We start from the raw sequence: 22,946 nt of genomic DNA, 5'->3' as shown, positions 1-22,946 counted from the left end.
CACCGCGTCCGCCGGCCGTTCCCGGGGCCGTCACCAGGACACCACGCGCGCGGCACGGGCCACAGGACCGACCGGACCCTCCGGCAGGGCCGGACGTCCCGCGCACGGCACACCCGGACGGGGGAGTCCTAGGCTGGAGGCATGCGCGGGGACGCGGTCACCCTGTTCCTCTGCGGCGACGTGATGCTCGGCCGCGGCGTCGACCAGATCCTCCCGCATCCCGGCGACCCGGAGCTGCGGGAGACGTACGTCCGCGACGCCCGCGCCTACGTCGAACTGGCGGAGGCGGCGAACGGGCCGATCCCCGCCCCGGTCGACCCCTCCTGGCCCTGGGGCGAGGCCCTGGAGACGCTCGACGCGGCCGCGCCCGCCGCCCGCGTGCTCAACCTGGAGACGAGCGTCACCCGCAGCGGCGACTTCGCCCCAGGCAAGGGCGTCCACTACCGGATGGACCCGGACAACCTGCCCTGTCTGACGGCCGTCCGCCCCGACGTCTGCGTCCTGGCGAACAACCACGTCCTGGACTTCGGCCGCACCGGTCTGGAGGAGACCCTCGACGCGCTGGCGGACGCGGGCGTGGCGACGGCCGGGGCGGGACGGAACGCCGCCGCGGCGCGCCGCCCCGCGACCGTCCCCCTCGGCGGAGACCGCCGGCTGCTGGTGTTCTCCCTCGGCATGCCCTCCAGCGGCATACCGCCCGGCTGGGCCGCGACCGGCGACCGGGCCGGCGTGGACGTCGCGGCCGGAGCCTCACCGGCCGCGGCCGAGGCGGTGGCCGGCCGGATACGGCAGATCAGGCGGCCCGGCGACGTGGCGGTCGTCTCGGTCCACTGGGGCCCCAACTGGGGGTACCGGGTCCCGGGCGACGAGGTCCGTTTCGCGCACGCGCTGATCGACGGCGGCGCGGACGTCGTCCACGGCCACTCCTCGCACCACCCCCGCCCCCTGGAGGCGTACCGGGGCGGACTCGTCCTGTACGGCTGCGGCGACCTGGTCAACGACTACGAGGGCATCACCGGCCACGAGCGGTACCGGGACGACCTGCGGCTGCTGTACCTGGTCCGGCTGTACGGGGACGGCCGTCCGCCCGGGGTGCGGATGGTGCCCTTCCAGGCGCGGCGGATGCGGCTGCGGCACGCCCCGGATCAGGACTCCCGGTGGCTGGGGGCGGTCCTGGACCGGGCCTGCCGCGGCCTGGGCACGCGCGTCGACCGCGAGCCGGACGGCACGCTCGTCCCGCGGTGGCCGTAGGAAGACGTCGTAGGAGGATGCGGCAGGAGGACGCGGCAGGAACGTCGTAGGAGGACGCCGTGGGAGGACGCCGTACCGGGGCCGCCCGGCCGGCGTACCGCGGGCCGCCGGGAGGCGCACCGCCGCCCAACAGCCGGTGAACACTCGCCGGGAGCCCGGCTTCCCGCTTCGGCGGGGGGCCGGGCGATCGTATGTTTGGCGGCCCGGTCCATGTTCTCCAGGGGGAGGAGCGGCAGTGGGCGTCTTCCGGTGGGAGATCATCCTCGCGGTGCTCGGTGTGGTGGTCCCGATCGCCGCCGCGCTGTACGAGTTCGTCTTCGTCGGCCGCAAACGGCTCGGCTACCGGGTGCAGATGGACACCACGGCCACCGACGCGGTCCACTCCCGGTACGCGGGAGCCCTCCAGCAGCTGCAGGACGGGGACGGCACACGGCTGGCCGACCCGTCGTTCGTCCTGCTGCGCGTCGAGAACAGCGGCGCGACCCACATCGACAGCGGCGACTACGCGGCCCTGCCCGACGACAAGGTCGGCATCCGCGTCAGGTTCCCCGGCCGCAGGGTGGCCGGGATGGTGGTGACGGAGCTCAGCGACGACTTCCTGCGCCCCTGCTTCGCCGACGGCTCGGGCCTGAGCGTCCGCGACGGCGTCATCGAACTCCCCAAGGTGCCGCTCAACCGCTCCGCGCACTACAAGGTCCTGGCGGCCCTGGAGCGCACCGGGGAGGAGGGGAGCGGGAGCGGCCCGCGGGCGGAGTTCGACCCTCCCGAGGTCGTCGGCGGCATCAAGGGCGGAGTCGGGAACGGGGGCATCCAGGAGACCAGGAGCCAGACGGGGACGTCCTGGCGGGCCGTCGCGCTGATCTGCTTCCTCGTGCTGGTCGTCCTCGGCCAGCTCGCCGTCGCCCTCGGCGGCGACGACGCCGCCGCCCTGGACTGCGCCGAGGGGAAACTCGTCCTCTCCGGTTCCACGGCCTTCGGACCCGTACTGCGGGACGCCGCGGAGGCGTACCGGAAGACCTGCCCGGACGCGGAGTTCGCCGTCCGCACCGAGGCCAGCTCCGAGGGCCTGGAGGAACTGGACCGGGCGGGACGGGAGCAGGGCTCCGGAAGCCCCGCCCAACTGGCGTTCACGGACGGGGAGAAGGGAGGGGCCTACCCGCGGCTGCTGCCGCGCCCCGTCGCCTTCTCCCTCTTCACCCTCGTCGTCAACGGGGAGGCGGGGGTCCACGACCTCTCCCTGGAACAGATCAGGAGGATCTACGACGGGAAGGTCGCCAACTGGAAGGAACTGGGGGGCAACGACCTGCCGGTCCTCCTCGTCGGCCGCCTGAACGACTCCGGCACGCGCCGGGCCTTCGAGCAGAAGGTCCTCGGCGCCCAGGAGCCGCCGCTCACCTCCGACGACTGCCGCACCCCCAGGCCCGGCGCGGCATCCGGCCCGATCCGCTGCGAACGGAGCTCCACCGGCGGGGTGCTGGACGCCGTCGAGCAGGTCCCCGGGGCACTCGGCTACAGCGCGCTCGGGGAGGCGGCCGACCGCCGGGACCTGCGACCGGTGAGCATCGACGGCCACCGGGCCACCCTGGAGGGGGCCGACCACGGCGCCTACCCCTTCTGGGAGACGGAGTACGCCCACACCTACGGCGAGCCCCCGGCCGACTCCCTGGCCGCCGGCTTCCTGCGCTACCTGACGAACGAGGTCGGCAAGGACATCGTGCGCTCCCACGGGCACCGGCCCTGCGCCGAACTGCAGAACCCCGTGCTGTGCCGCCCCACGGGGCAGGCCGGGCCCCGGCCCGCGTCCCCGCCCGCCTCGCCGCCCGCGTCCGGCGGGGAGACGGACGGCGGGTGACGGGGAGTCAGGCGAGCCGGCCTCCGCGCGGGGCGAGGGGTTCGGTGGTGCGGTCGGCGGAGTCGTAGCTGCGGGCGGCGGTGAGGAGGCCCGGCAGCGGGCCGCGCAGCGGCGCGGGCAGCAGGTCGGCGTCCGGAAGGTCCCACGAGGCGCGGCGGGTGCGGCCGAGGGTGAGGTGCGGCACCCACCGGCCGGGGGCGTGGAGCGGATTCATCCGGCCCGCCTCCGGCGTCCCGGCCAGCGCCCGCCAGACCTCCCCGTGGAGGAGCAGCAGTCCGGGGCCGGGGCGGACGGCCCAGGCCAGCACCCGCACCCGCCCGGGGAACCGCAGCAGCCCCTCCAGGCGGATCCGCACCGGCAGCGCCGCGTCCAGGACCTCCTCCAGCCGCGCCCGCACCGCGTCCGGCAGCGCCTCGCCGGTGGCCAGGGTGAGATGGGGGCGGTTCGTCGGGTGCGGGTGCCCGGCCTGGCTCGGCAGACCCGCCTCGGCCAGGTGGCGCCACGCCTCCCGCACCGCCCGGTCGGTCGCGTCGTCCGGAAGCAGTTCCACGGTGCGCACACGGCCAGCGTACGGCCGCTCCCCGGACGGGGCCCGTTGGCCGGTTCCACACCCCTGCCGGGGGCCTTGAGGGGGTACACGGACGGTGCGGCGGGGAAGGCCGCCGACGATTCCGGGAGTGACAGATGACCGTCGAGAAGACGAGCGTGCTCGTTCTGGACTGCGCCGAGCCCGAGGCGCTGGCGGAGTTCTACGCCGGCCTGCTGGACGCCGGGGTGCGCCGGGGCGTGGACCCCGACCTGGTGGAGGTGACCGGGCACGACGGGGTGCGGATGGCCATCCGGCGCGACCGCGGCCTGACGCCCCCGAGCTGGCCCCGCCCGGACGACTCGCTCCAGGCGCACCTCCACGTCCTGGTGTCGCGGCACGACATGGACGAGGCGGAGCGCGAGGCCATCGCCCTGGGGGCGCGTCCGGTCGAGACCAGGGACAACGGGGGACCGCGCGACATCCGCCTCTACTCCGACCCGGCCGGGCACACCTTCGCCCTGGTGGCCCGGGAGGGCCGCACGGAGGACTGAGCCGCCCCCTCCCGCCGTGGCGCGGCCGCGCCACGGCCCGGCGCGGTGACGATTCCGCTGTTCCAGCCCGCCGAGGCGCGGGACGGGCTCCCCGGTACGGGCCGGCGCCCGCCGGCCCGGACCCGTTCCCGGCGCCCCGCGGCCCCACCGGAGGAGTGCGCGCGTGACCCGGTCCCCCCGAGGCGGCCCGCCCGCCGCCCCCCGGCACCGTCCGGCGGCGCTCCCCGGCGCCCGCCGGCGCACCGGCCCGGCCGCCGGGAGGACGCGGTGACGAGGACGCCGCCCGGCGCCCCGCGCCGCCCCGAGACGCTGCTGGTGATGGACCCCGGCACGCTGCGCACCCAGTTCGGGGAGGCCGAGTGGGCCAGGCTCCGCGCCACCGCCTCTCTCGGCGAGCCCGCCGCCGCCCATGAACTCGCCTCCCCCGCGGTGCGCGCGCGCCTGGCCGGCACGGAGGTGCTGGTCACCTCCTGGGGCTGCCCCCCGCTGGACGAGGAGGTGCTGCGCGCCGCCCCGCGGCTGCGCGCGGTGCTGCACGCCGCCGGCAGCGTGCGCCACCACGTCGGCGACGCCGTCTTCGACCGGGGGCTGCTGGTGACCACCGCCGCCGACGCCAATGCCGAGCCCGTCGCCCACTACACCCTCGCCGCGATCCTGTGGGCGTTCAAGAAGGTGCCGTTCCTGGCCGCCGACGCCCGCGGCTTCCGCGACGACTGGAGCTACCGCGAGCGGCACGGGGAACCGAGCGGCAGGGACCGCACCGTGGTGCTGGTGGGCTTCTCCCGCGTGGGCCGCCGGGTCGCGCGCCTGCTGACCGGGCTCGGCCTGGCCCGGGTGCTGGTCGTGGACCCCGTCGCCGACCCCGGCGCGATCCGCCGGGCCGGAGCCGAGCACGCCACCCTGGAGCGGGCGCTGCCCGAGGCCGACGTGCTGAGCCTCCACGCTCCCTCCCTCCCGGGGACCCGGCACATGATCGGGGCCGCCGAACTGGCCGCGCTGCCGCCCGGCGCGGTCCTGGTCAACACCGCGCGCGGCGCCCTCGTGGACACCGCCGCGCTGGAACGCGCCTGCGCCGGACGGGAGCTGTACGCGATCCTGGACGTCACCGACCCGGAGCCGCTGCCGGCCTCCTCCCCGCTGTACGACCTGCCCAATGTGGTGATCACCCCGCACGTCGCCGGCTCCCTGGGCGCGGAGACGCGGCGGATGGCCGCGGCGGCGCTGGAGGAGCTGGAGCGGTACGCGGCCGGGCTGCCGCCCCGCGCCCCCGTCACCCGGGAGGCCCTGGAGACGCAGGCGTGAACCGTCCGCGGCGGACGGCCCGGCGGACGGCCCGGCGGGCGGCGCCGGGGGATTCCGGGCGCCCGGCCGCGGCGGCCGGTACGCCGCGTGCCACGGGGCGGCGGTGTGACGGAGTGACCCCGGGTCGCGGCCGACCGGTCCGAGCGGCATCTTCCCCGAGCCTCTGGTATGCCTTGAATGCCAGCAAATGCCACAAAACGGACTGGAGATCACCGTGGCCGGACGCAACACGCTCGCCCGCAGCCTGCACGACCTGGGAATGGGCGCATGGTTCGGGGGCTCCCTGATGGGCGCCATCGGTCTGAACGGCGTCGCACGAGAGTGGGAGGACGAGAAGACCGGAAACAGGATCGCGAGCATCGGATGGGCGAAGTGGACCCCCGCCAACGGGGTGGCCATCGCCGCCCACCTCGTCGGCGCCGTGTCCCTGCTGGCGTCCGACTTCTACCGGGTGGGGCACCAGCGGGGGGTGGGCGCGATGTCGGTGGCCAAGACCGCCGTCACCGCCGCGGCCATGGGCGCCACCGCCTACAGCCGTGTGCTGGGCAAGAGGATCGAGAAGGCGTCGTCACCCGACCCGGAGGCGCCCACCGGGTCCGAGGAGCACCACGCGGCCGTCGAGGACATCGAGCGGCAGCTCCGCTGGGCGCAGTGGAGCATTCCGGTCCTGACCGGGACGCTGACCGTCATCAGCGCCCTGGCGGGCGAGCAGCAGCGGCCGACGCAGCAGAAGCTCGGGATGCTGCGCAAGGCCGCCGAACGCCTGGACCTGGACTGACGCCTTCCGCACGGCGGCGCCCCGGCCGCCCGGGTGTCCGCGTTCGGCGACCCGGGCGGCCGGAGTACCGGGTGGAGCGCCGGAGCCCGCGGCGCGAACGGCGCACGGCCGCGCCGCCCGCGCGCCGTTCGCGCCCTGGACAGGCGGACGGCCGTGGACGAGCCTTGCGGAGGCGGCGCCCCGGACACCGCCTCCCCACGGGGAACGCACTCGGGAAAGGCGTTCGGTGAGGTTCAGTTACGTATTGCTTCCCGACCACCCGCTCCAGGAGTCCCTCGCGTCGATCAGGCTCGCCGACGAACTCGGCTTCCACGCCTGCTACGCGGCCGACGAGACGTGGCACAAGGACATGTGGCTGCTCTTCGCCGCCGCCGCCGTGCAGACCGGCCGCATCCGCCTCGGCCCCAGCCTGTCCTCCGTGGTCCTGCGCGAACCCACCCTGATCGCCCAGGCGCTGGCCACCCTCGACGAACTCTCCGGAGGCCGTGCCGAAGGCGTGCTGTCCTGCGGGAACTTCGGCCTGCTGGCGCAGTACGGCGTCGACTGGTCGCGCATCAGGCCGCTGTCGCGCACCAAGGAGGCGCTGCACGTGGTGCGCACCCTGCTCGACGAGGGCGCCATCGACCACAGCGGCGAATTCTTCACCTACGACGGGCTGTTCACCTTCGCCCGGCCCGTGCAGGAGCACCTGCCCGTCAAGCTCGGCGCGATGCGCGGCCCGAAGTCGTTCGAGGCGGCCGGGGAGCTCTCCGACGGCTGCCACCACGCGCTGGGCTACACCCGCGAGGCCCACGACTACGCCGTCCGGCACATCAGGGCGGGCGCGGAACGCGCGGGGAAGGACTGGCGGAGCCTGGACATCGGGGCCTGGATCGTCTTCGCCACCGGCGCGGACGGCGCCGCGGCGAAGGAGGCGGCCCGCTCGATGGTCGGCATCTACGCCTCCTCGATGCCGGAGGAGCAGCTGCGGCGCAACGGCGTCGAACCCGAGGAGCTGAAACCGGTGATCGAGGCGATCGCCGCGGGCGACCTGGCCCGGGGCATCGAACTGACCTCACCCGAGGTCGCCGAGCGGCTGTCGGTGTCCGGCACCCCCGAGGAGTGCCTGGAGCGGATCCGCCAGGACATCGAACCCAGCGGCGTCAACCACGTCATCTGCGCCGTCACCGACAGCGTCCTGGTCAAGGCCTTCACCGGCCGGCAGGTGGACGGCGTGGCGAGCGTGGACGAACAGCTCCGGCTGATCCACGAGCGGATCATGCCCGCCTGGGGCTGACCCGGCTCCGGAACCTCCCGAGCGGGGGCGGGGGCGGCGCCCGGCGGTTTCGGGCCGCCGGGCCCGGTTATCCGGACCTCTGAAGGAGCCGGCCCGGCCCGCGGCCGGGTACGCGGGCCCGGCCGTCCGGCCCGCCGTCCCCAGGAGGTAATCGATGGACCACTCGCGTGTGCCCGTTCTGGAGGCGCTGGAGGAGTTCCGGCGCCGGGGGGACGTGGTGTACGGGCCTCCCGGGCACAAGCAGGGCCGGGGCGTCGACCCCAGGGTGCTGGAGATCCTGGGGAAGGACCTCTTCCGCGACGACGTCCTCTCCCTCAACGGCCTGGACGACCGCCGCCAGTCCCAGGGGGTCGTCAGCCAGGCGGAGGAGCTGATGGCGGACGCCGTCGGAGCCGACAAGGCGTTCTTCTCCACCTGCGGCAGCTCCCTGTCGGTCAAGACGGCCATGCTGGCGGTGGCCGGCCCGGGCGAGAAGATCCTGATCTCGCGGAACGCGCACAAGTCCGTGATCGCCGCCGTCATCGTCAACGGCGTCGACCCGGTGTGGGTGCACCCCAAGTTCGACGGCGAACGGCACCTGGCGCACCCGCCGGAGCCCGACGACGTGCGGCGGGCCCTGGAGGACCACCCGGACGCCAAGGGCATGCTGCTGATCACCCCCACGGACTGGGGCACCTGCGCGGACATCCGGGGCGTCGCCGAGGTGTGCCACGAGCGCGACGTCGCCCTCATCGTCGACGAGGCGTGGGGCGCGCACCTGCCCTTCCACCCCGATCTGCCGGCCTGGGGCATGGACGTGGGGGCCGATCTGGTGGTCACCAGCGTCCACAAGATGGGCGGCGCCGTCGAGCAGAGCTCCGTCTTCCACCTCAAGGGCGACCGGGTCTCGCCCGACGTCCTCAAGCAGCGCGAGGACCTGTTGGGCACCACCAGCGCCTCCTCGCTGGTCTTCGCCACCCTCGACGGATGGCGACGCCAGATGGTCGAGCAGGGGCACGAACTGCTGGGCGAGGCGCTGCGCCGCGCGGCCCGTGTCCGCGAGGCGGTCGCGGACATGCCCGGACTGCGGCTCCTCGACCGGGAGGTCGTCGAGGAGGGCCTGGCGGCGGAGCTGGACCCGCTGAAGATCAGCATCGACGTGCGGGAGCTGGGCATCAGCGGCATGCAGGCGGCCGAGTGGCTCCGCGCCGACCGCCACATCGACGTCGGCGCCGCCGACGCCTGCCGGATCAACGCCCAGATCACCCACGCGGACGACGACCGGACCGAGGAACTGCTGGTCGAGTCGCTGCGGAAGCTGGTCGACGAGGCCGGCTCCATCGAGCGGCAGCCCCGGGTGGTGCTTCCCGAACCGGGGGCGCTGGAACTGGAGCAGGCGGTCCTGCCGCGCGAGGCGTTCTTCGGGCCGGCCGAGCAGGTCCCCGCGGAGAAGGCCGTCGGACGCGTCGCCGCGGAGATGCTCAGCCCCTACCCGCCCGGCGTTCCGGCCGTGGCCCCGGGCGAGGTCGTCACCGCGGAGGTGGTGGAGTACCTGCGCAGCGGGGTCGCGGCCGGCATGCTGATCCCCGACGCCGCCGACCCCGAGGTGAGGACCATCCGGGTGATGGCCCGCTGACGGCGCTGCCCGCCCCGGGGCTCAGACGCGGTCCCCGAAGAGCGGCTCGCAGGGCTCGGCGCCGTCCGTGCCGGCCGCGACCGGCACGAAGTCCGGGGCGGTCCCGGCGGCCGCCGCCCGCAGCCGGGCCAGGGCCTCCTCCGCCGACGGCAGCGGGATGCCCAGGGCGGCCGCCAGACGGCCCCGGAGCCCGCCGATGTCGGGGTGGTCCTCGCGCATCTCCTCCTCCAGTTCGTCCAGGGGGTGGCCGGCGCCCGCGTCCCGCCAGTAGGGGGGGACGGCGACCAGTCGAACGGCCTCGACGAGGTCCTCGGCGATCAGGGCGGCCTGCCCCTCGGAGTCGGCGTACAGCACCGGCCTGTGCGGCGCGCCGGGCGCGCCGCACAGGAAGTAGGTGCCCCCGCCCCCGCAGCCGGCCACCGGGTGCAGCGGCATGCCGGTGGGGAGCCGGAGGTCCTCCACCGGGTCCCGGCGGCCGATGTCGAAGTCTCCGGGCCACGCCAGCAGCCCCGCGAGGACGGGATCGTTCTCGATCCGGCGCAGAAGGTCGTCCGATGCCGTCATGCCCGGAACCCAACAACCTCCCCGGTGGTGTCCGCAACCGGCCGCCCCCGGGGAGGCCCGGGGGCGGCCGGCGGGCGTCACGGCTCCAGCCGGACGATCTCGCCGACCTCCAGCGCGACGTGGAGGGCGCCGCCGGGCCCGAAGGCCAGCCCGTGGGGCTCCGGGGAGGGGACAGGCAGGTCGTACTCCTCGATGCGGCCGTCCGGGGTGATGGACCCGACGCGGCCCGCGCCCCACTCGGTGAACCAGATCGCGCCGTCGGGGCCCGGGACGACGGCGTGGGGGCGGGAGTCGCGCTCGGGGAGGGGGAACTCGGTCACGCGGCCGTCGGTGGTGACGCGGCCGATCAGACCGGCGCCGAGGCCGGCGAACCAGAGCGCGCCGTCCGCACCGCACGCGATGCCGACCGGAGCGGTGCCCCCGGTGGGGAGCGGGTGGACCGTGACGTCCCCGGAGAGGGAGATCCGGCCGATCGCGTCCGCCTGGTTGAGGGTGAACCACAGCGCGCCGTCGGGGCCCGCGGTGATGGCCGACGGGAAGGCGCCGGTGGCGGGCAGCGGGAACTCCGTCATCCGGCCGTCGGTGGTGACGCGGCCGATCCGGTCGGTGCGCGTCTGGGTGAACCACAGGGCGCCGTCGGACGCGGCGGCGATGCCGAACGGGCCGCCGTCCGGGGTCGGGACGGGGAAGGAGGACGCCTGCCCGTCGGTGGTGACGCGGCCGATCCGGTGGTCCTGGTACCGGGTGAACCACAGGGCCCCGTCGGGACCCGGTGTGATCACCGTCGGCCCGCAGGCCGCGGAGTCGAGCCGGTGGACGTCGATCCGGCCGTCGGGGGCCAGGCGGGCGATCCGTCCGGCGTGGACCAGCGTGAACCACAGGGCGCCGTCGGGGCCCGCGGTGATGGAGTAGGGGCCCGACGCGGGGTCGGGGACGGGTATCCGCTCGACGGACGCGGTACGGCGGGTCATGGGGCTCCTTCTTCGGGCTGCTCGGCGGGCGGGTGCGGGACGGTGCGGGGTGCGCGCGGCGTGCGGCGTGCGGCGCGGTGCGGGACGGCGGCGGTGGCGGGGCTGTCCCGGACCGCCGCCTCACAGCGCGGCGGGCGCGGGAGCCGGCCGCAGATCGAGCCGGCCGCCCCGCCACCGCCGGCGCAGCAGGCGGTCGTGGCTGACGACGACGAGCGCGCCCCGGTAGTCCTCCAGGGCCGCCTCCAACTCCTCCACCAGGGCGGGGGAGAGGTGGTTGGTGGGCTCGTCCAGCAGCAGGACGTCGGCCGGCTCGTCGACCAGCCGGGCCAGGGCGAGGCGCTGCCGCTGCCCCGTGGACAGGGCCCCGACCGGCACGGAGAGCCGGTCGGGGTCGAACAGCCCGAGGGAGAGCAGCCGTTCGGCGTGCTCGCCGGGCGTCCCCGCCCGGCCGCGGGCGAAGGCCTCCAGCACCGTCTCGCCCGGCCGGCCGGGAGCGGGGTCCTGGGGGAGGTATCCGACGCGGCCGCGGCGGACGAGGCGTCCGCCGTCGGGGGAGAGCCCGCCGGCCAGGACGCGCAGCAGGGTGCTCTTGCCCGCCCCGTTCGGCCCGGTGACCAGCAGCCGCCCGCCCGCGGGGAGGCTGAGGTCCGTGGGCCCGAGCCGTCCGGCGACGGTGACGCCCTCGGCGTCGAGCACGGCGCTCCTCTCCCCCTCCGGGCCCTGCGGGGAGCCGGTGCGCAGCACCGGGGAGAACCTCAGCGGCCGAGGGGGAGGCGGCACCGGATCCGCCAGGAGGCGGCGCAGGCGCTCCTCGGCGTTGCGCACCCGGGAGGCGAGGGACTGCTGCACACGGCCGGCCGCCCGGTCGTAGGCCATCTTGTTGCCGTCCTTCATCGCCCGGCCGGGGGCGACCCGGCGCGCGGTGGTCGCGGCGGTCTCCCGGAGCCGCTCCACGTCGGCCCGCCACCGCTCGTGCGCCTGGACCCAGCGCTGCCGGGCCGCGGCCTTCCCGGCGAGGTAGCCGGCGTAGCCGTCGCCGTACCGGGTCACGGTGCGGCGGTCGGCGTCCACCTCCAGCAGGGAGGTGGTGACGCGTTCGAGGAAGACCCGGTCGTGGGAGACCGCCACGGTGGTGCCGCGCCGGGTGCGCAGATGCTCCTCCAGCCAGGTCAGGGCGTTGTCGTCGAGGTGGTTGGTGGGCTCGTCCAGCAGCAGGACCTCCGGTGAGGAGGCGAGGAGGGACGCCAGGCGCAGCCGGGCCCGCTCGCCTCCGGAGAGGGCGCCCACCGTGCGGTCGCGGCGGAGCCGGCCCAGGCCGAGGCCGTGCAGGGCGCGCTCCACGCGGGCGTCGGCGTCGTACCCGCCGCGGAGTTCGAAGACCGTCAGCAGCTCCCCGTACTCGGCCAGGTGCGACGCGGCGCCGTCGGCCATGGCGGCCTCCAGGCGGCGCATCCGGTCCTCGATCGCGCGCAGTTCGCCCAGGGCGAGGTCGACGACCTCCTGGACGGTCAGGTGGGGCGGGAGGGGCTCGTGCTGGGCGAAGTGGCCGACGCCGCCCTCGGCCCGGACGACGACCTCCCCGAGGTCGGGCTCCTCCAGGCCGGCCAGCAGGCGCAGCAGCGTCGTCTTGCCGGAGCCGTTCTCGCCGACGATCCCGGTGCGCCCGCCCGCGGCGAGCGAGCACGTCACCGAGTCCAGGACGGTGCGGTCACCGTAGGTCTTGGTGACGGACAGAGCGGTGATCTGCGTGGTCATACAGGGCCTCCGAGGTGTTCGGGAACGGTGCGGCCGGCACGGGCCGCGGGACGGGGAGAACACCTCGGAAGAGCACGACCGACTCCTTAAAGCGACATCAGTTGCGTTAAGATGGTGGCATGTCCCCCTCCCTCCGGGCAACCCGGATTTCCGCATGACCTCCGCGGCCGGACCGCGACCGGACGACGGCGGCGCCCGGACGGCACCGGCCCGCCGCCCGGGCGGCCGCAGCGCCCTGGTCCGGGCGCGGGTCCTCGACGCGGTCCGCGCGCAGCTGCTGGAACACGGCTACGACGAGCTGACCGTGGACGCCGTCGCCGCCCGCGCGGGCGTGCACCGCACCACCGTCTACCGGCGCTGGCGCGACGTCGGCGGCCTGCTCGCCGACGTCCTCGACGCGGCGGGCGGCGACGACTGGCGCCCGCGGGACACCGGCAGCCTGGAGGGCGACCTGACGGCGCTGAACCGCGAGGTCCACCAGGCCCTGACGGAGCGGCCGTCGATCACCGCGGCCCTGATCGCCGCCTCGTTCCGCTCCGCGGAGGCCGCCGAGGCCCTGCGGCGCTTCTGGGACGACCGGTACGCGCGCTGCGAGGCCGTCGTCGACCGCGCGGTCCGGCGCGGGGAGATCCCGGCGGCCACCGACGCGCGCCGGCTGCTCGTGGCCGCCACCGCGCCCCTCTACCACCACCTGGTGCTCCTGCGCACACCGCCCGATCCCGGCCTGCCCGGCCACGCGGCCCGGGCCGCCGCCCTCGCCGCGTCCGCCGGGGCCTTCGCGGAGCCCTGAGGAGGCCGTCGCGCGCTCCGGCCCGCCGCCGCGCATGACGGTGGCGCACGCGGGTACACGGACGGGTGTCCGCGTGAAAAAAGGCGGAAACAGGGGGCACGGGGGGCAAGGGGCCATGGATCGGATGACGCTGGGCGACGCGTGCGGGCCGACATCGACGGGCCCCCGGCTGCGGGCCGGAGCCGCCTACGACGGCGAGGCGGGGTCCATCGCGGACGCCCGGCAGTTCGTCACCGGCTTCCTGTCCCGGGCCCGGGCGGTCCACGGCTTCCCCGTCACCCGGCGGACGGCCGACACGGCCCGGCTGGTCGTGAGCGAACTGGTGACCAACGCCTGCAAGTACGCCCCCGGGCCCTGCGTCCTGGACCTGGAGCTGCACGAGCGGGTCCTGGAGATCACGGTGTGGGACGGCAACCCCAGGCTGCCGATCACCCGCGCCGCCGAACCGGGCCGGGTCGGCCAGCACGGCCTGGAGATCGTCCTCGCCCTCTGCGAGGGCTTCGACGTCCGCCGCGACCCCGTCGGCAAACGGATCAAGGTCCGGATCGCCCTGGAGGCCGCGCACGGCTGACGCCTCCCCGCCCGACCGGCCCGGGGAGACCTCACTCCAGGGCGGCGAGCTGCAGCCGCAGGGCGAGCCGCACCCGCGGGGACGACAGGTCCACGGGCGCCGCCTCGCCGAGCCTCCGCAGCCGGTACCGCAAAGTGTTGGGATGGATCCGCAGGGCCCGCGCGGCCCGCTGCGGATCGCCGTAGTGGTCCAGCCATGCCGTGAGAGTGGCGAGGTAGGAGGTGCCGTGCGCCCGGTCGTGGTCCCGCAGCGCGGCGAGCGGGCTGCCGAGCAGGCCGGGATCGTCCCCGATCGCGGCACGGGCCCGTTCGACCACGACCGCGTCCCAGACGTCCTCCAGGGCGACGACTCCGTCCGCGGGGAGACCGGCGGCCGGCCGCCCGGCGCCGGGCAGCCGGCTCAGCTCGTCGGCCTCGGCCCGTGAACGCGGCAGCTCGGAGAGGGAGCGGGCGAGACCGCCGACCGCCGCGCGGAGCCCGGCGTCGTGCGGCCGCACCCGGCCGAGCACATGCCGCAGCCAGGCCGGCGAACCGGGCGCGTCGTCCGGGTCGTCGGGCCGCCGGTCCGGGCCGGGCTCGGCGAGGACCCCGTACAGCAGGCCGTCCAGGTCGGTGAGCAGGGGCCGGTGCCACCCGAACCGGCGCACGACCGACTCCCACACCTCCAGCTGCACCCGCACGTCCGGCACGTCCCCGTCGCTGGTCAGCCGCACCACGCGCCACGGCCCCGCCGGCAGGAGCGGCGCGCCGCCGGGGTCCGGGGCGCCGTCGCGCAGCGCCGTGCGCAGGGCCCCGGCCGTCAGCCGCCGCGCGATGTCGGCCTCGGCCCGCAGCCGGAGCAGGTGGAGGGCCAGGACGGACGCGATGTCGGTGAGCCGGCGGACGCGGTCGGCCGGCACGGGCCGGCGGACCACCACCCAGATCGAGCCGAGCCACTCGCCTCCGGCCCGCACCGGGATAACCAGCCGCGGCAGCGTCCCGTCCGGCCCCGCCGGGGCCAGGACGGGCTCGCCGGACCGTGCCAGCCTGCGGAAGACCCCGGCCGCGCGGTAGTGGGCGAGAACCTCCGGGGGCACGCGCCGCCCCACGATGGTCGACATCCGCGCCGGGTCGGTCGCGTCCTGGCGGGCGGAGTAGGCCAGGACCCGGGACCGGGTGTCCTCGATCGTCACCGGGGCGTCGGCGGCCTCCGCCGCGGTGTCGGCCAGCGCGAACAGGTCGCCGTGCGACCCCCACCCCTCCGGGGCCGCGCCGCCCGGGGCCGCCGCGCGGTCGACGACGCCCCGTAGCAGCCACACCAGATGGGCCCAGGAGACGTGCGGCTGGATCTCGGCGAGCGCCGTGTCCAGACGCCGGGCGGCGTCGGCGACCCGCCGGTCGCCGGCCAGCCGGGCCCTCACCACCACGCCCGCCGCGCCGGCCTCCGCCGCCCCCTCCAGAAGCGCGACGGCCGCCTCCGGACCGGCCAGGCCGATGCCGAGGACGAGTTCGCCGGGCCGTCCCGCGCTGTCCCCGTCGCCCGGTTCGGCCAGGACGACGTCGTGGACGTCCGTCCCGCGGCCCGGGACGACCACCCGGAGCAGACCGGCGCCCAGGGACTCCGCCAGATCGGTGACGGTGATCACGGCAGGCCCCGGTCGGCCGCCGCCCGGCGGGCTTCCCGCACGGCGGTGCGGGAAGCCGCGCGGGACACGGGGACGGGGACGCCGCGGAACACGGAGAGGGTGCGCATGGTCCTCATCGTGCCGTGTGCGTCCCCGGCGCTCCCCGGCACCCCTCGTCCGGCGCTCCGTGCGAGTGGCGGAGAGGCGCCGGCGGACCCGGTCACCCCGCCGGAGGGAGGCCCAGCGCGTCGCCCGTCCCGCTCCGCGCCGACCGGGTAGACCGGGCGCCATGCCCGAACTGAGCGAGATGTTCGCCCCCGACGCGCCCCTGCCGGAGACCGTCCTCAGGGGCGTGGTGATCTACCTGGCGCTGCTGGCCATGATGCGGGTCGTGGGCCAGCGGGAGTCCGGCGGCCTGGGGCTCACCGACGTGCTGATCGTCGTGCTGATCGCCGAGGCCGTCTCGGGCGGCCTCGGCGGCGACTCCGACTCGGTGACCGACGGCATCGTGCTGACCGCCGCGATCCTGGTGTGCAGCGTGGCCGTCGACGCGGCCGCCTACCGGTTCCCCCGGTTCGCCGCGGTGGTGAAGGCCAGCCCGCGCCCGCTGATCCGGGACGGCCGGCTGAACCGCCGGCTGATGCGGCGGGAGTTCATGACCACCGAGGAGGTGCTCAGCCAGTTGCGGCTGCACGGCGTCCACGACCCGGCGCAGGTCCGTCTGGCCTACCTGGAACCCAACGGGATGATCAGCGTGCTCCGCCGTGCGGACGGGTAGGCCGCCGGCCCGTCCGCCCGCTGAACGGGGCGCCGCCGCCGGTGCCGCGCGTGTTTGTGCGGGCCGAACCACCGTCCCCGCCCGGATGGGCCGCCCGGCACGAAGACAGCCGGGGCCGCCGGACGCACCATCGGAGGCACATCGGTCGAAAGGAGAGGCTCCCTCATGGCTTCCTCTGTCTCCGGCTCTGTCTCCGGCTCCGCATCCGGCCCCCGCCCGGACCGCGTCGCCGTCGTCGGCGCCGGCATGGTCGGACTGTCCACCGCCTGGTTCCTGCAGGACCGCGGGGTGGAGGTCACGGTGTACGACCGCGGGGGCGTGGCCGCCGGGGCCTCGCTGGGGAACGCCGGATGGCTGACCCCCGGCCTGGCCACCCCGCTGCCCGAGCCCGCCGTCCTCCGGTACGGGCTGCGCGCGGTGCTCAGCCCCTCCTCCCCGGTCTACGTCCCGCCCAGCGCCGACCCGGGCCTGATCAGGTTCCTGACCGGGTTCGTCCGCCACAGCACCACCGCCCGGTGGCGGCGGGCGATGAGCGCCCTCGTCCCCGTCAACCGCCTGGCCCTGGGGAGCTTCGACCTCCTGGCCGCGGGCGGGGTGGAGGCGCCCACCGTGGAGGCCAAGTCCTTCGTCGCGGCGTACCGCACCGCGCGGGAGCGCACCGTCCTGCTGGAGGAACTGGAGCACATCCGCTCCGCCGGCCAGGACATCGACTTCGACCTCCTGGACGGCGACGAGGCCCGCGAGGCGGAGCCGTGCCTGTCGCCGCGGATCGGCGCGGCGGTCCGCCTGCACGGTCAGCGCTACATCGACCCCGGCGCGTTCGTGCACGCGCTGGCCGACTCCGTCCGCGCCCGCGGCGGCGAGATCCGCACGGGCGCCGCGGTGACCGCCGTCCACGACCGCGCGGACGGCGCGCACCTCGTGCTGTCCGGCGGAACCACCGGGCGCTTCGACGCGGTCGTCCTGGCCGGCGGGGCGCACCTCGGCGACCTGGGCCGGAAGTTCGGCATCCGCCGCGTCGTGCAGGCCGGCCGGGGATACAGCTTCAGCGTCCCGGTGGAGCGGGCGCCGTCCGGGCCGGTCTACTTCCCGGCCCAGCGGGTGGCGTGCACGCCGCTGGGCGACCGGCTGCGCGTCGCGGGGATGATGGAGTTCCGCCGTCCCGGCGCGCCGCTGGACCGCCGCAGGATCCGGGCCATCGTCGACGCCGCGCGCCCCCTGCTCGAAGGCGCCGGGCTGGACGCGCGCCGGGACGAGTGGGTCGGCTCCCGGCCCTGCACCGCCGACGGCCTGCCGCTGATCGGCGCCACCCGCTCCCCCCGGGTCTTCGCCGCCGGCGGGCACGGCATGTGGGGCATCACCCTGGGGCCGGTCACGGGCAGGCTCCTCGCGGAGCGGATCGCCACCGGCCGCGAGCCCGCCGAGCTGAGGCCGTTCGACCCGCTGCGGTGACGGCTCCCGCCCGCCCCGCGCGGGGCGGGCGGGGCCCGCGCCTACCGCGCGCCGGCGTCCGCGCCGTTCCGCGCGCCGTCCTCCTCGCCGTTCCCCCCGTCGTCCTCCGCGCCGGCGGCGATGCGGTCGGTCAGCCGTTCGTAGCGCTGCCGGGCCGCCTGCGGGGTGCCGAGCCCGAGGCCGAAGGCGATCTCCTGCCAGGTCATGCCGCGGCCCCGCGCCATCCGCAGGAGCCCGGCCTCGATCTCGTCCATCTCGCCACGGGCCCGGGGGACGAGGCTCAGGGCGGCGACGATGTCGGCCCGGTCCACCTCCGGTTCGTCGTCCTCGAGCCGTGCGGCCCCGCTGAGCAGGAACGACACGAGTCTGACGGCCTCGTGCGGAGCGATGACCGAGGGGTGGACCTGCCGACGGCGCTGTTCCTCGGTGGCCGCGTGCCGCTCGGCGATGCGGAACAGGGACGCGTGCACGCGGTGCGCCCGCGCCTGGTCCGGGTCCGGGGGCGTGAAGGGATCGGGGGACTGTCCGGGATTCGACGGCATGGCACAACGATGTCCGACACACCATCAAGTGTCAACAAGACGTATTGAACGAAGTGTTCAAGCAGTCCCGGCGGACCGGTCCGGGGGAGACCGGTGAAGCGCCCCCACCGCAGGGATGATGGCGCGATGAGACGAATCACCCGTTCGGTGTCACCGGTCTGCGCCGGAATCGCCGCCCTGCTGTCCGGGCTGTCCGGCTGCACCGCGGACGGCGTCCCGGGATCCTGCCTCTCCCCGGGCCCCACGGCCACCTCGACCGCCGTGCCCGACGCCGCGGCCCGGCTGGCCGAGCGCTACCGCCGGTGGGGCGGACTGGAGGACGTGTACGGAATCCGGCGGAGCCCCGGTCCTGACGGCGCTCCCCTGCTGGTCGTGTGGAGACGCGACGAGGGGCCCTTCGGCGAACTCCAGGAGTCGGTCATCGGGTTCGTGCGGCAGGAGGAGGGACTGCCGCTCGCGCGGGGCTACCTGATGGACGTCTTCGGCGCGGACGGAGGCCTGCGGAACCGGTTCGACGCCAGGCCGTAGGCCCGTCCGCTCCCCGGAGCGGTCCGCCCGGCCCCGCCGCGCCCGTCCGCCGCGCACCCGCGCCGCGGACGCCGCCGGGCCGGGCGGGACCCGGCGGCTCCGGCCGTGCTCAGTCCTCCCCGTCGCGCCCCCCGCCGGCGGAGCCGGGTTCGGCCGTCTTCCGGTGCCCGGCGGCCTTGAGGCGGTCGGGGAGCACGGCGTTGACCCGTCCCATGGCGCGCGACTTCGCCGAGCCGGCGAGCTTCTTCTCCTTGCCCCGCATCAGGGCCTCGAAGCCCTGCCGGGCGACCAGCGCCGGGTCGTCCGTGGCCTGTTCGGCGAGCCGGGTGTCCTCCAGACCGCCCCGGCGGAAGAAGTCGGTGTCGGTCGGTCCGGGCATCAGCGAGGTGACCGTGACCCCGGTGTCCCGCAACTCGTCGCTCAGCGCCTCGGCGAAGGACTGCAGGAACGACTTCGAGGCGTTGTAGACCGCCTGGTAGGGGCCGGGCATGGTGGACGCGACGGACGAGGTGATCAGCAGCCGCCCCTCGCCGCGGGCGGCCATGTCCCTCAGCAGACGCTTGGCCAGGTGCACGGTGGAGGTGACGTTGAGGGCGATCAGGTCGAGTTCGTCGGCCAGGTCGGTGTCGGTGAACGCGCCGCCCCGGCCGATGCCGGCGTTGAGGGCCGCGGCGTCGACGGGGCGTCCCGTCGCGGTGACGGCCGACCACAGCCGTTCGACCTCGTCGTGGCGGCGCAGGTCGGCCCGGACGGGCACGACCTCGGTTCCGGCGGCGCGCAGCCGTTCGGCGGCGTCGGCCAGCCGGTCGTCCTCGGCGTTGACCAGCAGGTCGAAGCCGTGCTCGGCGAACTGCCGGGCCAGTTCCAGGCCGATGCCGCTGGAGGCCCCGGTGACCAGGGCCAGCGGGCGGGGGCCGGTGGTGGGATGCTCGCTCATGCCGTCCGGGTACCCCTCGTCGGGCCCGGTCACCTCGGGCGGAGCCCCGGCCGGTCCGGCCCGCGCGTCCGGCGCGTGCGGCACGCCCTCTGGAAAGCGCTTACTGCATGTGGTTGGGTTCCCCGGGTCGTCCGACTCCCCGCACGGAAAGGGAACGCCATGAGACGTGCCGGTACCGCCCTGCTGGCCGCCGTAGCCTCGATCGCCGCTCTCTCCGGCACACCCGCCCGGGCCGGCGCGGACCCCGCCCGGGCCGACGCGTACCCCGCCCGGCCCGCGAGCCAGGCCCGGACACCGCAAGCGTGTTCCGGAGAGCGGCCGGTGGTCTGCCACTTCGACGTCGCCCCGGGCACGTACGACGTCACCGTGGTGCTGGGCGGCGGGACCGCGGGCAGCACCACCGTCACCGCCGAGGCCCGCAGGACCGTTCTGGCCGAGACGGCCACGGACGCGGGGGAGAGGGTCCGGCGCGGCTTCACCGTCGACGTGCGCGAACCCGAGGGCGAGCCGACCGGCCCCGCCGGCAGCCCCGGCCTCGACCTGTACTTCGGCGGACCGGCACCCCGGCTCCACAGCGTCAGGGTTACCCCGGCCCGGCACGGGCCCGCACTCTTCCTGGCCGGCGACTCCACCGTCTGCGACCAGCCCGCCGAGCCCTACTCCGGCTGGGGGCAGCAGCTCCCGCAGTTCCTGAAGCGGGGCCTCGCGGTCGCCAACCACGCCGACTCCGGCGAGAGTTCGGCGTCCTTCCAGGCCGACCCCGCCCTGTTCCCGGCCATGTACGAGCGCGTCCGGCGCGGCGACCTCGTGCTCCTCCAGTTCGGCCACAACGACAAGCGGACGACCGCCGAGGAGTACCGGGCCAACCTCACCGGGCTCGTCCGGCGGGTGAGGGACAAGGGGGCCCGTCCCGTCCTGGTGACTCCCGTCGTCCGCCGCTGGTTCAACGCCGACGGCACCCTGGACAACGGCACCGCCCTCCACGTCAACGGACTCGGCGTGGACCTCCCCGCCGAGCAGCGCGCCCTCGCCACGGAGCTCGGCGTCCCGCTGATCGACCTCACCGAGCTCACCCGGCGACTCGTCGAGCGGTACGGACCGGAGGCCTCCAAGGCGCTCTACCTCTACGACGAGAAGCGCGACAACACCCACACCTCCGTCACCGGCGCGACCGAGTTCGCCCGCCTCGTCGTCGCCGAACTGCGGGCCCGGGAACTGGTGCCGGAGCGTCTGCTGCGCTGACCCCCCCGCCCCCGCCCCCGCCCCGGGGCGGGCACGGGCGGCGGCCCCCGCGCGCGTGGGACAATGGCGCGGTGCCGGTCCGACCGCTCGCCGGCCCGGCCCAGGGGGTGGAGTCATCGCCGTTCGTGTGCTGGTCGTCGACGACCAGGCCGTGGTCCGCGCGGGTTTCGCCGCGATCGTCGACGCCGAACCGGACCTGTCGGTGGTCGGCGAGGCGGGCGACGGCGCCTCGGCCGTGGCGATGGCGGCCGAACTCCGCCCCGACGTGGTGCTGATGGACATCCGGATGCCCGGCATGGACGGACTGACGGCCACCCGCCTGATCGCCGGGAACGAGGACGGCCCCCGCGTCCTGGTGCTCACCACCTTCGACCTGGACGCCCACGTCTTCGAGGCCCTGCGCGCCGGGGCGTCCGGCTTCCTGCTCAAGGACGCCCGGGCCGACGACCTGCTGGCCGCCGTCCGGGTGGTCGCCTCCGGGGACGGCATCCTGGCGCCGGCGGTGACCGGCCGCCTCATCGCCGCCTTCGCGCACGGCGCGCCGGCCCGGCCGGAGACCGACGAGGCGCTGGAGCGGCTCACCCCCCGCGAACGGGAAGTGCTGTTCCACATCGCCTCGGGACTGAACAACACGGAGATCGGCGAGCGGCTCGGGGTGTCCGTGGGGACGGTCAAGACGCATGTGAACGCGCTGCTCCGCAAACTGGGCCTGCGCGACCGCGTCCAGGCGACCGTCCTGGCGTACGACACCGGCCTGATCAGGCCGCGCACCACCCCGGCGGAACAGGGCCGCACCGGCGCCTGAGGAACCGCGTCCGGGGGAACCGGCACCGTCCCGCGGCGGACGAGGGGAAGCGCCGCGCACCGCACGCCACGGGACCGGGGGACGCTCCGCCGCGTCCGCCGCGGCCGCATTCGGCTGCCCTCCGAAAACCCCTGGCCGAGGCGTTGTCGGCACCGCATGATATTCGTTCTGCGGGGGCGGTGATCAGCGGCCCTGACGGGGTTCCACAGGGGGGACGACATCGTGGCATTCGCCGGCCACCGCTCCACGGAGCAGGAGCAGTCGGACAGCGACCGTCGCCGGTCGGTGTTCTCGTTCGGCAGATGGGGGCGCAAACCGCAGGCGCGCCTGGTGACGGACTACGGCGACCCGGAGCTGGCCCGGCTCCGGGCCGCGGCCCGCGCGGGGGACTGGCCCGCGATGCGGGGAATCCTGGAGGCGGTGACCGACGGGGAGAAGCTGGGGCGGTTCGTGTGGAACGTCTCCGACACCCCGGGCATGGCCGGCTGGATGGGCGGCGTGCTGGAGCGGGAACCGGACGGCACACTGGCCCTGCTGACGGCCGGCGCGCACCACATCCACTGGGGATGGGAGGCCCGCACCGCCGCCCGGGCCTCCCAGGTCTCCCGCGAGCAGTTCCAGGTCTTCCACGAGCGGCTGGGAGTGGCCGAGGACCTGCTGTACCGGGTGGCCGAACGCGAACCCGACTGGGTCGCCCCCTGGTTCATGCTCCAGGTCTCCGGGCGCGGCCTCCAGGTCGGGCAGGAGATCGCCCGGCGCCGCTTCGAGGCGACCGTGCGCCGCTGCCCCGGGCACCCGGGCGCCCACCGGCAGCAGCTGCAGCAGGTGTGCGCCAAGTGGGGCGGCTCGCACGAGGAGATGCACGCCTTCGCCCGCGACTCGATGCTCGCGGCGCCCGGCGGGAGCCCGCTGGGCGAACTCGTGGCCCTCGCCCACCTGGAGCGCTGGCTGGACCTGGAACCGGACGAGGACGAGAAGTACATGCGCCGCCCCGAGGTGCGCGCCGAACTGCACGAGGCCGCCGACCGCTCCATCCGGCACCCCGATTTCGACCCCGGACGTCCGCACGAGTGGATCCCCGTGCACAACACCTTCGCGATGGCCTTCTCGCTGGCCGGTGAGCGCAAGGCGGCCGCGGCCGCGTTCGCGGCGCTCGACGGCCGGGTCACCGAGTTCCCCTGGAGCTACCTCGGTTCCGGCGACCCGGTCGCGGCGTTCCGCAAGTGGCGCTGGCACGCCGGCCGCTGACACCCC

At 75.8% G+C, this 22,946-nt stretch carries 22 protein-coding genes; 15 read left to right on the top strand and 7 right to left on the bottom strand.

Annotated elements, in window-relative coordinates; translation table 11 throughout:
* The first annotated feature begins 141 nt into the window (after positions 1 to 141).
* On the top strand, positions 142 to 1,251 hold the full coding sequence (locus tag ABD358_RS17540; protein ID WP_344631990.1) for a CapA family protein: 1,110 nt from the start codon (positions 142 to 144) through the stop codon (positions 1,249 to 1,251).
* Positions 1,252 to 1,486: 235 nt separating this feature from the next.
* The gene (locus ABD358_RS17535; RefSeq protein WP_344631989.1) at positions 1,487 to 3,103 is read left to right on the top strand and encodes a PstS family phosphate ABC transporter substrate-binding protein; all 1,617 of its coding nucleotides are present in this window, start codon (positions 1,487 to 1,489) and stop codon (positions 3,101 to 3,103) included.
* A 7-nt stretch (positions 3,104 to 3,110) separates the two neighbouring features.
* On the opposite strand, the gene ABD358_RS17530 is transcribed toward ABD358_RS17535, so the two are convergent.
* Positions 3,111 to 3,662, bottom strand: a complete 552-nt coding sequence (locus tag ABD358_RS17530) for a 2'-5' RNA ligase family protein (protein WP_344631988.1) — start codon at positions 3,660 to 3,662, stop codon at positions 3,111 to 3,113.
* Positions 3,663 to 3,787: 125 nt separating this feature from the next.
* Between ABD358_RS17530 and ABD358_RS17525 the strand changes: the two genes are divergently transcribed.
* From ABD358_RS17525 to ABD358_RS17505, 5 genes are all read left to right on the top strand, one after another.
* Positions 3,788 to 4,183 carry a VOC family protein gene (locus ABD358_RS17525; RefSeq protein WP_344631987.1) on the top strand — a complete coding sequence of 132 codons (396 nt, stop codon included), beginning with the start codon at positions 3,788 to 3,790 and terminating at the stop codon, positions 4,181 to 4,183.
* 318 nt (positions 4,184 to 4,501) lie between these two features.
* Positions 4,502 to 5,485 (top strand): hydroxyacid dehydrogenase, encoded by a 984-nt coding sequence (locus ABD358_RS17520; protein ID WP_425576363.1) that lies wholly within the window; start codon positions 4,502 to 4,504, stop codon positions 5,483 to 5,485.
* A gap of 187 nt (positions 5,486 to 5,672) precedes the next feature.
* The gene (locus ABD358_RS17515; RefSeq protein WP_344631985.1) at positions 5,673 to 6,263 is read left to right on the top strand and encodes a hypothetical protein; all 591 of its coding nucleotides are present in this window, start codon (positions 5,673 to 5,675) and stop codon (positions 6,261 to 6,263) included.
* 226 nt (positions 6,264 to 6,489) lie between these two features.
* Positions 6,490 to 7,539 (top strand): LLM class flavin-dependent oxidoreductase, encoded by a 1,050-nt coding sequence (locus ABD358_RS17510; RefSeq protein WP_344631984.1) that lies wholly within the window; start codon positions 6,490 to 6,492, stop codon positions 7,537 to 7,539.
* 154 nt (positions 7,540 to 7,693) lie between these two features.
* Entirely contained in the window at positions 7,694 to 9,154 is a 1,461-nt protein-coding gene (locus ABD358_RS17505) for an aminotransferase class I/II-fold pyridoxal phosphate-dependent enzyme (protein WP_344631983.1), read from the top strand.
* Positions 9,155 to 9,175: 21 nt separating this feature from the next.
* On the opposite strand, the gene ABD358_RS17500 is transcribed toward ABD358_RS17505, so the two are convergent.
* From ABD358_RS17500 to abc-f, 3 genes are all read right to left on the bottom strand, one after another.
* Entirely contained in the window at positions 9,176 to 9,718 is a 543-nt protein-coding gene (locus ABD358_RS17500; protein WP_344631982.1) for a hypothetical protein, read from the bottom strand.
* A 77-nt stretch (positions 9,719 to 9,795) separates the two neighbouring features.
* Positions 9,796 to 10,689 carry a virginiamycin B lyase family protein gene (locus ABD358_RS17495; RefSeq protein WP_344631981.1) on the bottom strand — a complete coding sequence of 298 codons (894 nt, stop codon included), beginning with the start codon at positions 10,687 to 10,689 and terminating at the stop codon, positions 9,796 to 9,798.
* A 120-nt stretch (positions 10,690 to 10,809) separates the two neighbouring features.
* The gene (abc-f, locus tag ABD358_RS17490; protein WP_344631980.1) at positions 10,810 to 12,444 is read right to left on the bottom strand and encodes a ribosomal protection-like ABC-F family protein; all 1,635 of its coding nucleotides are present in this window, start codon (positions 12,442 to 12,444) and stop codon (positions 10,810 to 10,812) included.
* A 154-nt stretch (positions 12,445 to 12,598) separates the two neighbouring features.
* Here abc-f and ABD358_RS17485 point away from each other — a divergent pair, with 154 nt between their 5' ends.
* Together ABD358_RS17485 and ABD358_RS17480 are read left to right on the top strand one after the other, a co-directional pair.
* Positions 12,599 to 13,234 (top strand): TetR/AcrR family transcriptional regulator, encoded by a 636-nt coding sequence (locus ABD358_RS17485; protein ID WP_344631979.1) that lies wholly within the window; start codon positions 12,599 to 12,601, stop codon positions 13,232 to 13,234.
* Between the two features lie 124 nt (positions 13,235 to 13,358).
* The gene (locus ABD358_RS17480; RefSeq protein WP_344632071.1) at positions 13,359 to 13,805 is read left to right on the top strand and encodes an ATP-binding protein; all 447 of its coding nucleotides are present in this window, start codon (positions 13,359 to 13,361) and stop codon (positions 13,803 to 13,805) included.
* Positions 13,806 to 13,836: 31 nt separating this feature from the next.
* On the opposite strand, the gene ABD358_RS17475 is transcribed toward ABD358_RS17480, so the two are convergent.
* Positions 13,837 to 15,429 carry a PucR family transcriptional regulator gene (locus ABD358_RS17475; protein WP_344631978.1) on the bottom strand — a complete coding sequence of 531 codons (1,593 nt, stop codon included), beginning with the start codon at positions 15,427 to 15,429 and terminating at the stop codon, positions 13,837 to 13,839.
* Positions 15,430 to 15,697: 268 nt separating this feature from the next.
* On the opposite strand from ABD358_RS17475, the gene ABD358_RS17470 reads away from it, so the two are divergent.
* On the top strand, positions 15,698 to 16,186 hold the full coding sequence (locus ABD358_RS17470) for a DUF421 domain-containing protein (protein WP_344631977.1): 489 nt from the start codon (positions 15,698 to 15,700) through the stop codon (positions 16,184 to 16,186).
* Between the two features lie 165 nt (positions 16,187 to 16,351).
* The gene (locus ABD358_RS17465) at positions 16,352 to 17,638 is read left to right on the top strand and encodes an NAD(P)/FAD-dependent oxidoreductase (RefSeq protein WP_344631976.1); all 1,287 of its coding nucleotides are present in this window, start codon (positions 16,352 to 16,354) and stop codon (positions 17,636 to 17,638) included.
* 41 nt (positions 17,639 to 17,679) lie between these two features.
* Here ABD358_RS17465 and ABD358_RS17460 read toward each other — a convergent pair whose 3' ends face one another.
* Positions 17,680 to 18,180 (bottom strand): DNA-binding protein, encoded by a 501-nt coding sequence (locus ABD358_RS17460; RefSeq protein WP_344631975.1) that lies wholly within the window; start codon positions 18,178 to 18,180, stop codon positions 17,680 to 17,682.
* A 126-nt stretch (positions 18,181 to 18,306) separates the two neighbouring features.
* On the opposite strand from ABD358_RS17460, the gene ABD358_RS17455 reads away from it, so the two are divergent.
* Positions 18,307 to 18,708: a hypothetical protein gene (locus ABD358_RS17455; RefSeq protein ID WP_344631974.1), complete on the top strand. Its 402-nt coding sequence runs from the start codon at positions 18,307 to 18,309 to the stop codon at positions 18,706 to 18,708.
* A 109-nt stretch (positions 18,709 to 18,817) separates the two neighbouring features.
* On the opposite strand, the gene ABD358_RS17450 is transcribed toward ABD358_RS17455, so the two are convergent.
* A complete protein-coding gene (locus ABD358_RS17450) occupies positions 18,818 to 19,645 on the bottom strand; it encodes an SDR family NAD(P)-dependent oxidoreductase (RefSeq protein ID WP_344631973.1) in 828 nt (275 codons plus the stop codon).
* A 159-nt stretch (positions 19,646 to 19,804) separates the two neighbouring features.
* On the opposite strand from ABD358_RS17450, the gene ABD358_RS17445 reads away from it, so the two are divergent.
* From ABD358_RS17445 to ABD358_RS17435, 3 genes are all read left to right on the top strand, one after another.
* Positions 19,805 to 20,887 (top strand): rhamnogalacturonan acetylesterase, encoded by a 1,083-nt coding sequence (locus ABD358_RS17445; RefSeq protein WP_344631972.1) that lies wholly within the window; start codon positions 19,805 to 19,807, stop codon positions 20,885 to 20,887.
* A gap of 115 nt (positions 20,888 to 21,002) precedes the next feature.
* On the top strand, positions 21,003 to 21,692 hold the full coding sequence (locus tag ABD358_RS17440) for a response regulator (RefSeq protein WP_344632070.1): 690 nt from the start codon (positions 21,003 to 21,005) through the stop codon (positions 21,690 to 21,692).
* 222 nt (positions 21,693 to 21,914) lie between these two features.
* The gene (locus tag ABD358_RS17435; RefSeq protein ID WP_344631971.1) at positions 21,915 to 22,940 is read left to right on the top strand and encodes a hypothetical protein; all 1,026 of its coding nucleotides are present in this window, start codon (positions 21,915 to 21,917) and stop codon (positions 22,938 to 22,940) included.
* Positions 22,941 to 22,946 lie beyond the last annotated feature (6 nt).

The organism is Streptomyces glaucosporus, assembly GCF_039533345.1.
Lineage (GTDB): Bacteria > Actinomycetota > Actinomycetes > Streptomycetales > Streptomycetaceae > Streptomyces > Streptomyces glaucosporus.
Note: the sequence above shows the minus strand (reverse complement) of the source record. Positions and strands in the feature narration are given on the sequence as shown.

Bases quoted from the DNA above. Each gene is read 5' to 3' on its own strand.
- ABD358_RS17540 (WP_344631990.1), top strand. From the start codon at position 142: ATGCGCGGGGACGCGGTCACCCTGTTCCTCTGCGGCGACGTGATGCTC.
- ABD358_RS17525 (WP_344631987.1), top strand. From the start codon at position 3,788: ATGACCGTCGAGAAGACGAGCGTGCTCGTTCTGGACTGCGCCGAGCCC.
- ABD358_RS17520 (WP_425576363.1), top strand. From the start codon at position 4,502: ATGGACCCCGGCACGCTGCGCACCCAGTTCGGGGAGGCCGAGTGGGCC.
- ABD358_RS17515 (WP_344631985.1), top strand. From the start codon at position 5,673: ATGCCACAAAACGGACTGGAGATCACCGTGGCCGGACGCAACACGCTC.
- ABD358_RS17505 (WP_344631983.1), top strand. From the start codon at position 7,694: ATGGACCACTCGCGTGTGCCCGTTCTGGAGGCGCTGGAGGAGTTCCGG.
- ABD358_RS17500 (WP_344631982.1), bottom strand. From the start codon at position 9,718: ATGACGGCATCGGACGACCTTCTGCGCCGGATCGAGAACGATCCCGTC.
- ABD358_RS17495 (WP_344631981.1), bottom strand. From the start codon at position 10,689: ATGACCCGCCGTACCGCGTCCGTCGAGCGGATACCCGTCCCCGACCCC.
- abc-f (WP_344631980.1), bottom strand. From the start codon at position 12,444: ATGACCACGCAGATCACCGCTCTGTCCGTCACCAAGACCTACGGTGAC.
- ABD358_RS17485 (WP_344631979.1), top strand. From the start codon at position 12,599: ATGACCTCCGCGGCCGGACCGCGACCGGACGACGGCGGCGCCCGGACG.
- ABD358_RS17480 (WP_344632071.1), top strand. From the start codon at position 13,359: ATGACGCTGGGCGACGCGTGCGGGCCGACATCGACGGGCCCCCGGCTG.
- ABD358_RS17470 (WP_344631977.1), top strand. From the start codon at position 15,698: ATGCCCGAACTGAGCGAGATGTTCGCCCCCGACGCGCCCCTGCCGGAG.
- ABD358_RS17465 (WP_344631976.1), top strand. From the start codon at position 16,352: ATGGCTTCCTCTGTCTCCGGCTCTGTCTCCGGCTCCGCATCCGGCCCC.
- ABD358_RS17460 (WP_344631975.1), bottom strand. From the start codon at position 18,180: ATGCCGTCGAATCCCGGACAGTCCCCCGATCCCTTCACGCCCCCGGAC.
- ABD358_RS17455 (WP_344631974.1), top strand. From the start codon at position 18,307: ATGAGACGAATCACCCGTTCGGTGTCACCGGTCTGCGCCGGAATCGCC.
- ABD358_RS17450 (WP_344631973.1), bottom strand. From the start codon at position 19,645: ATGAGCGAGCATCCCACCACCGGCCCCCGCCCGCTGGCCCTGGTCACC.
- ABD358_RS17445 (WP_344631972.1), top strand. From the start codon at position 19,805: ATGAGACGTGCCGGTACCGCCCTGCTGGCCGCCGTAGCCTCGATCGCC.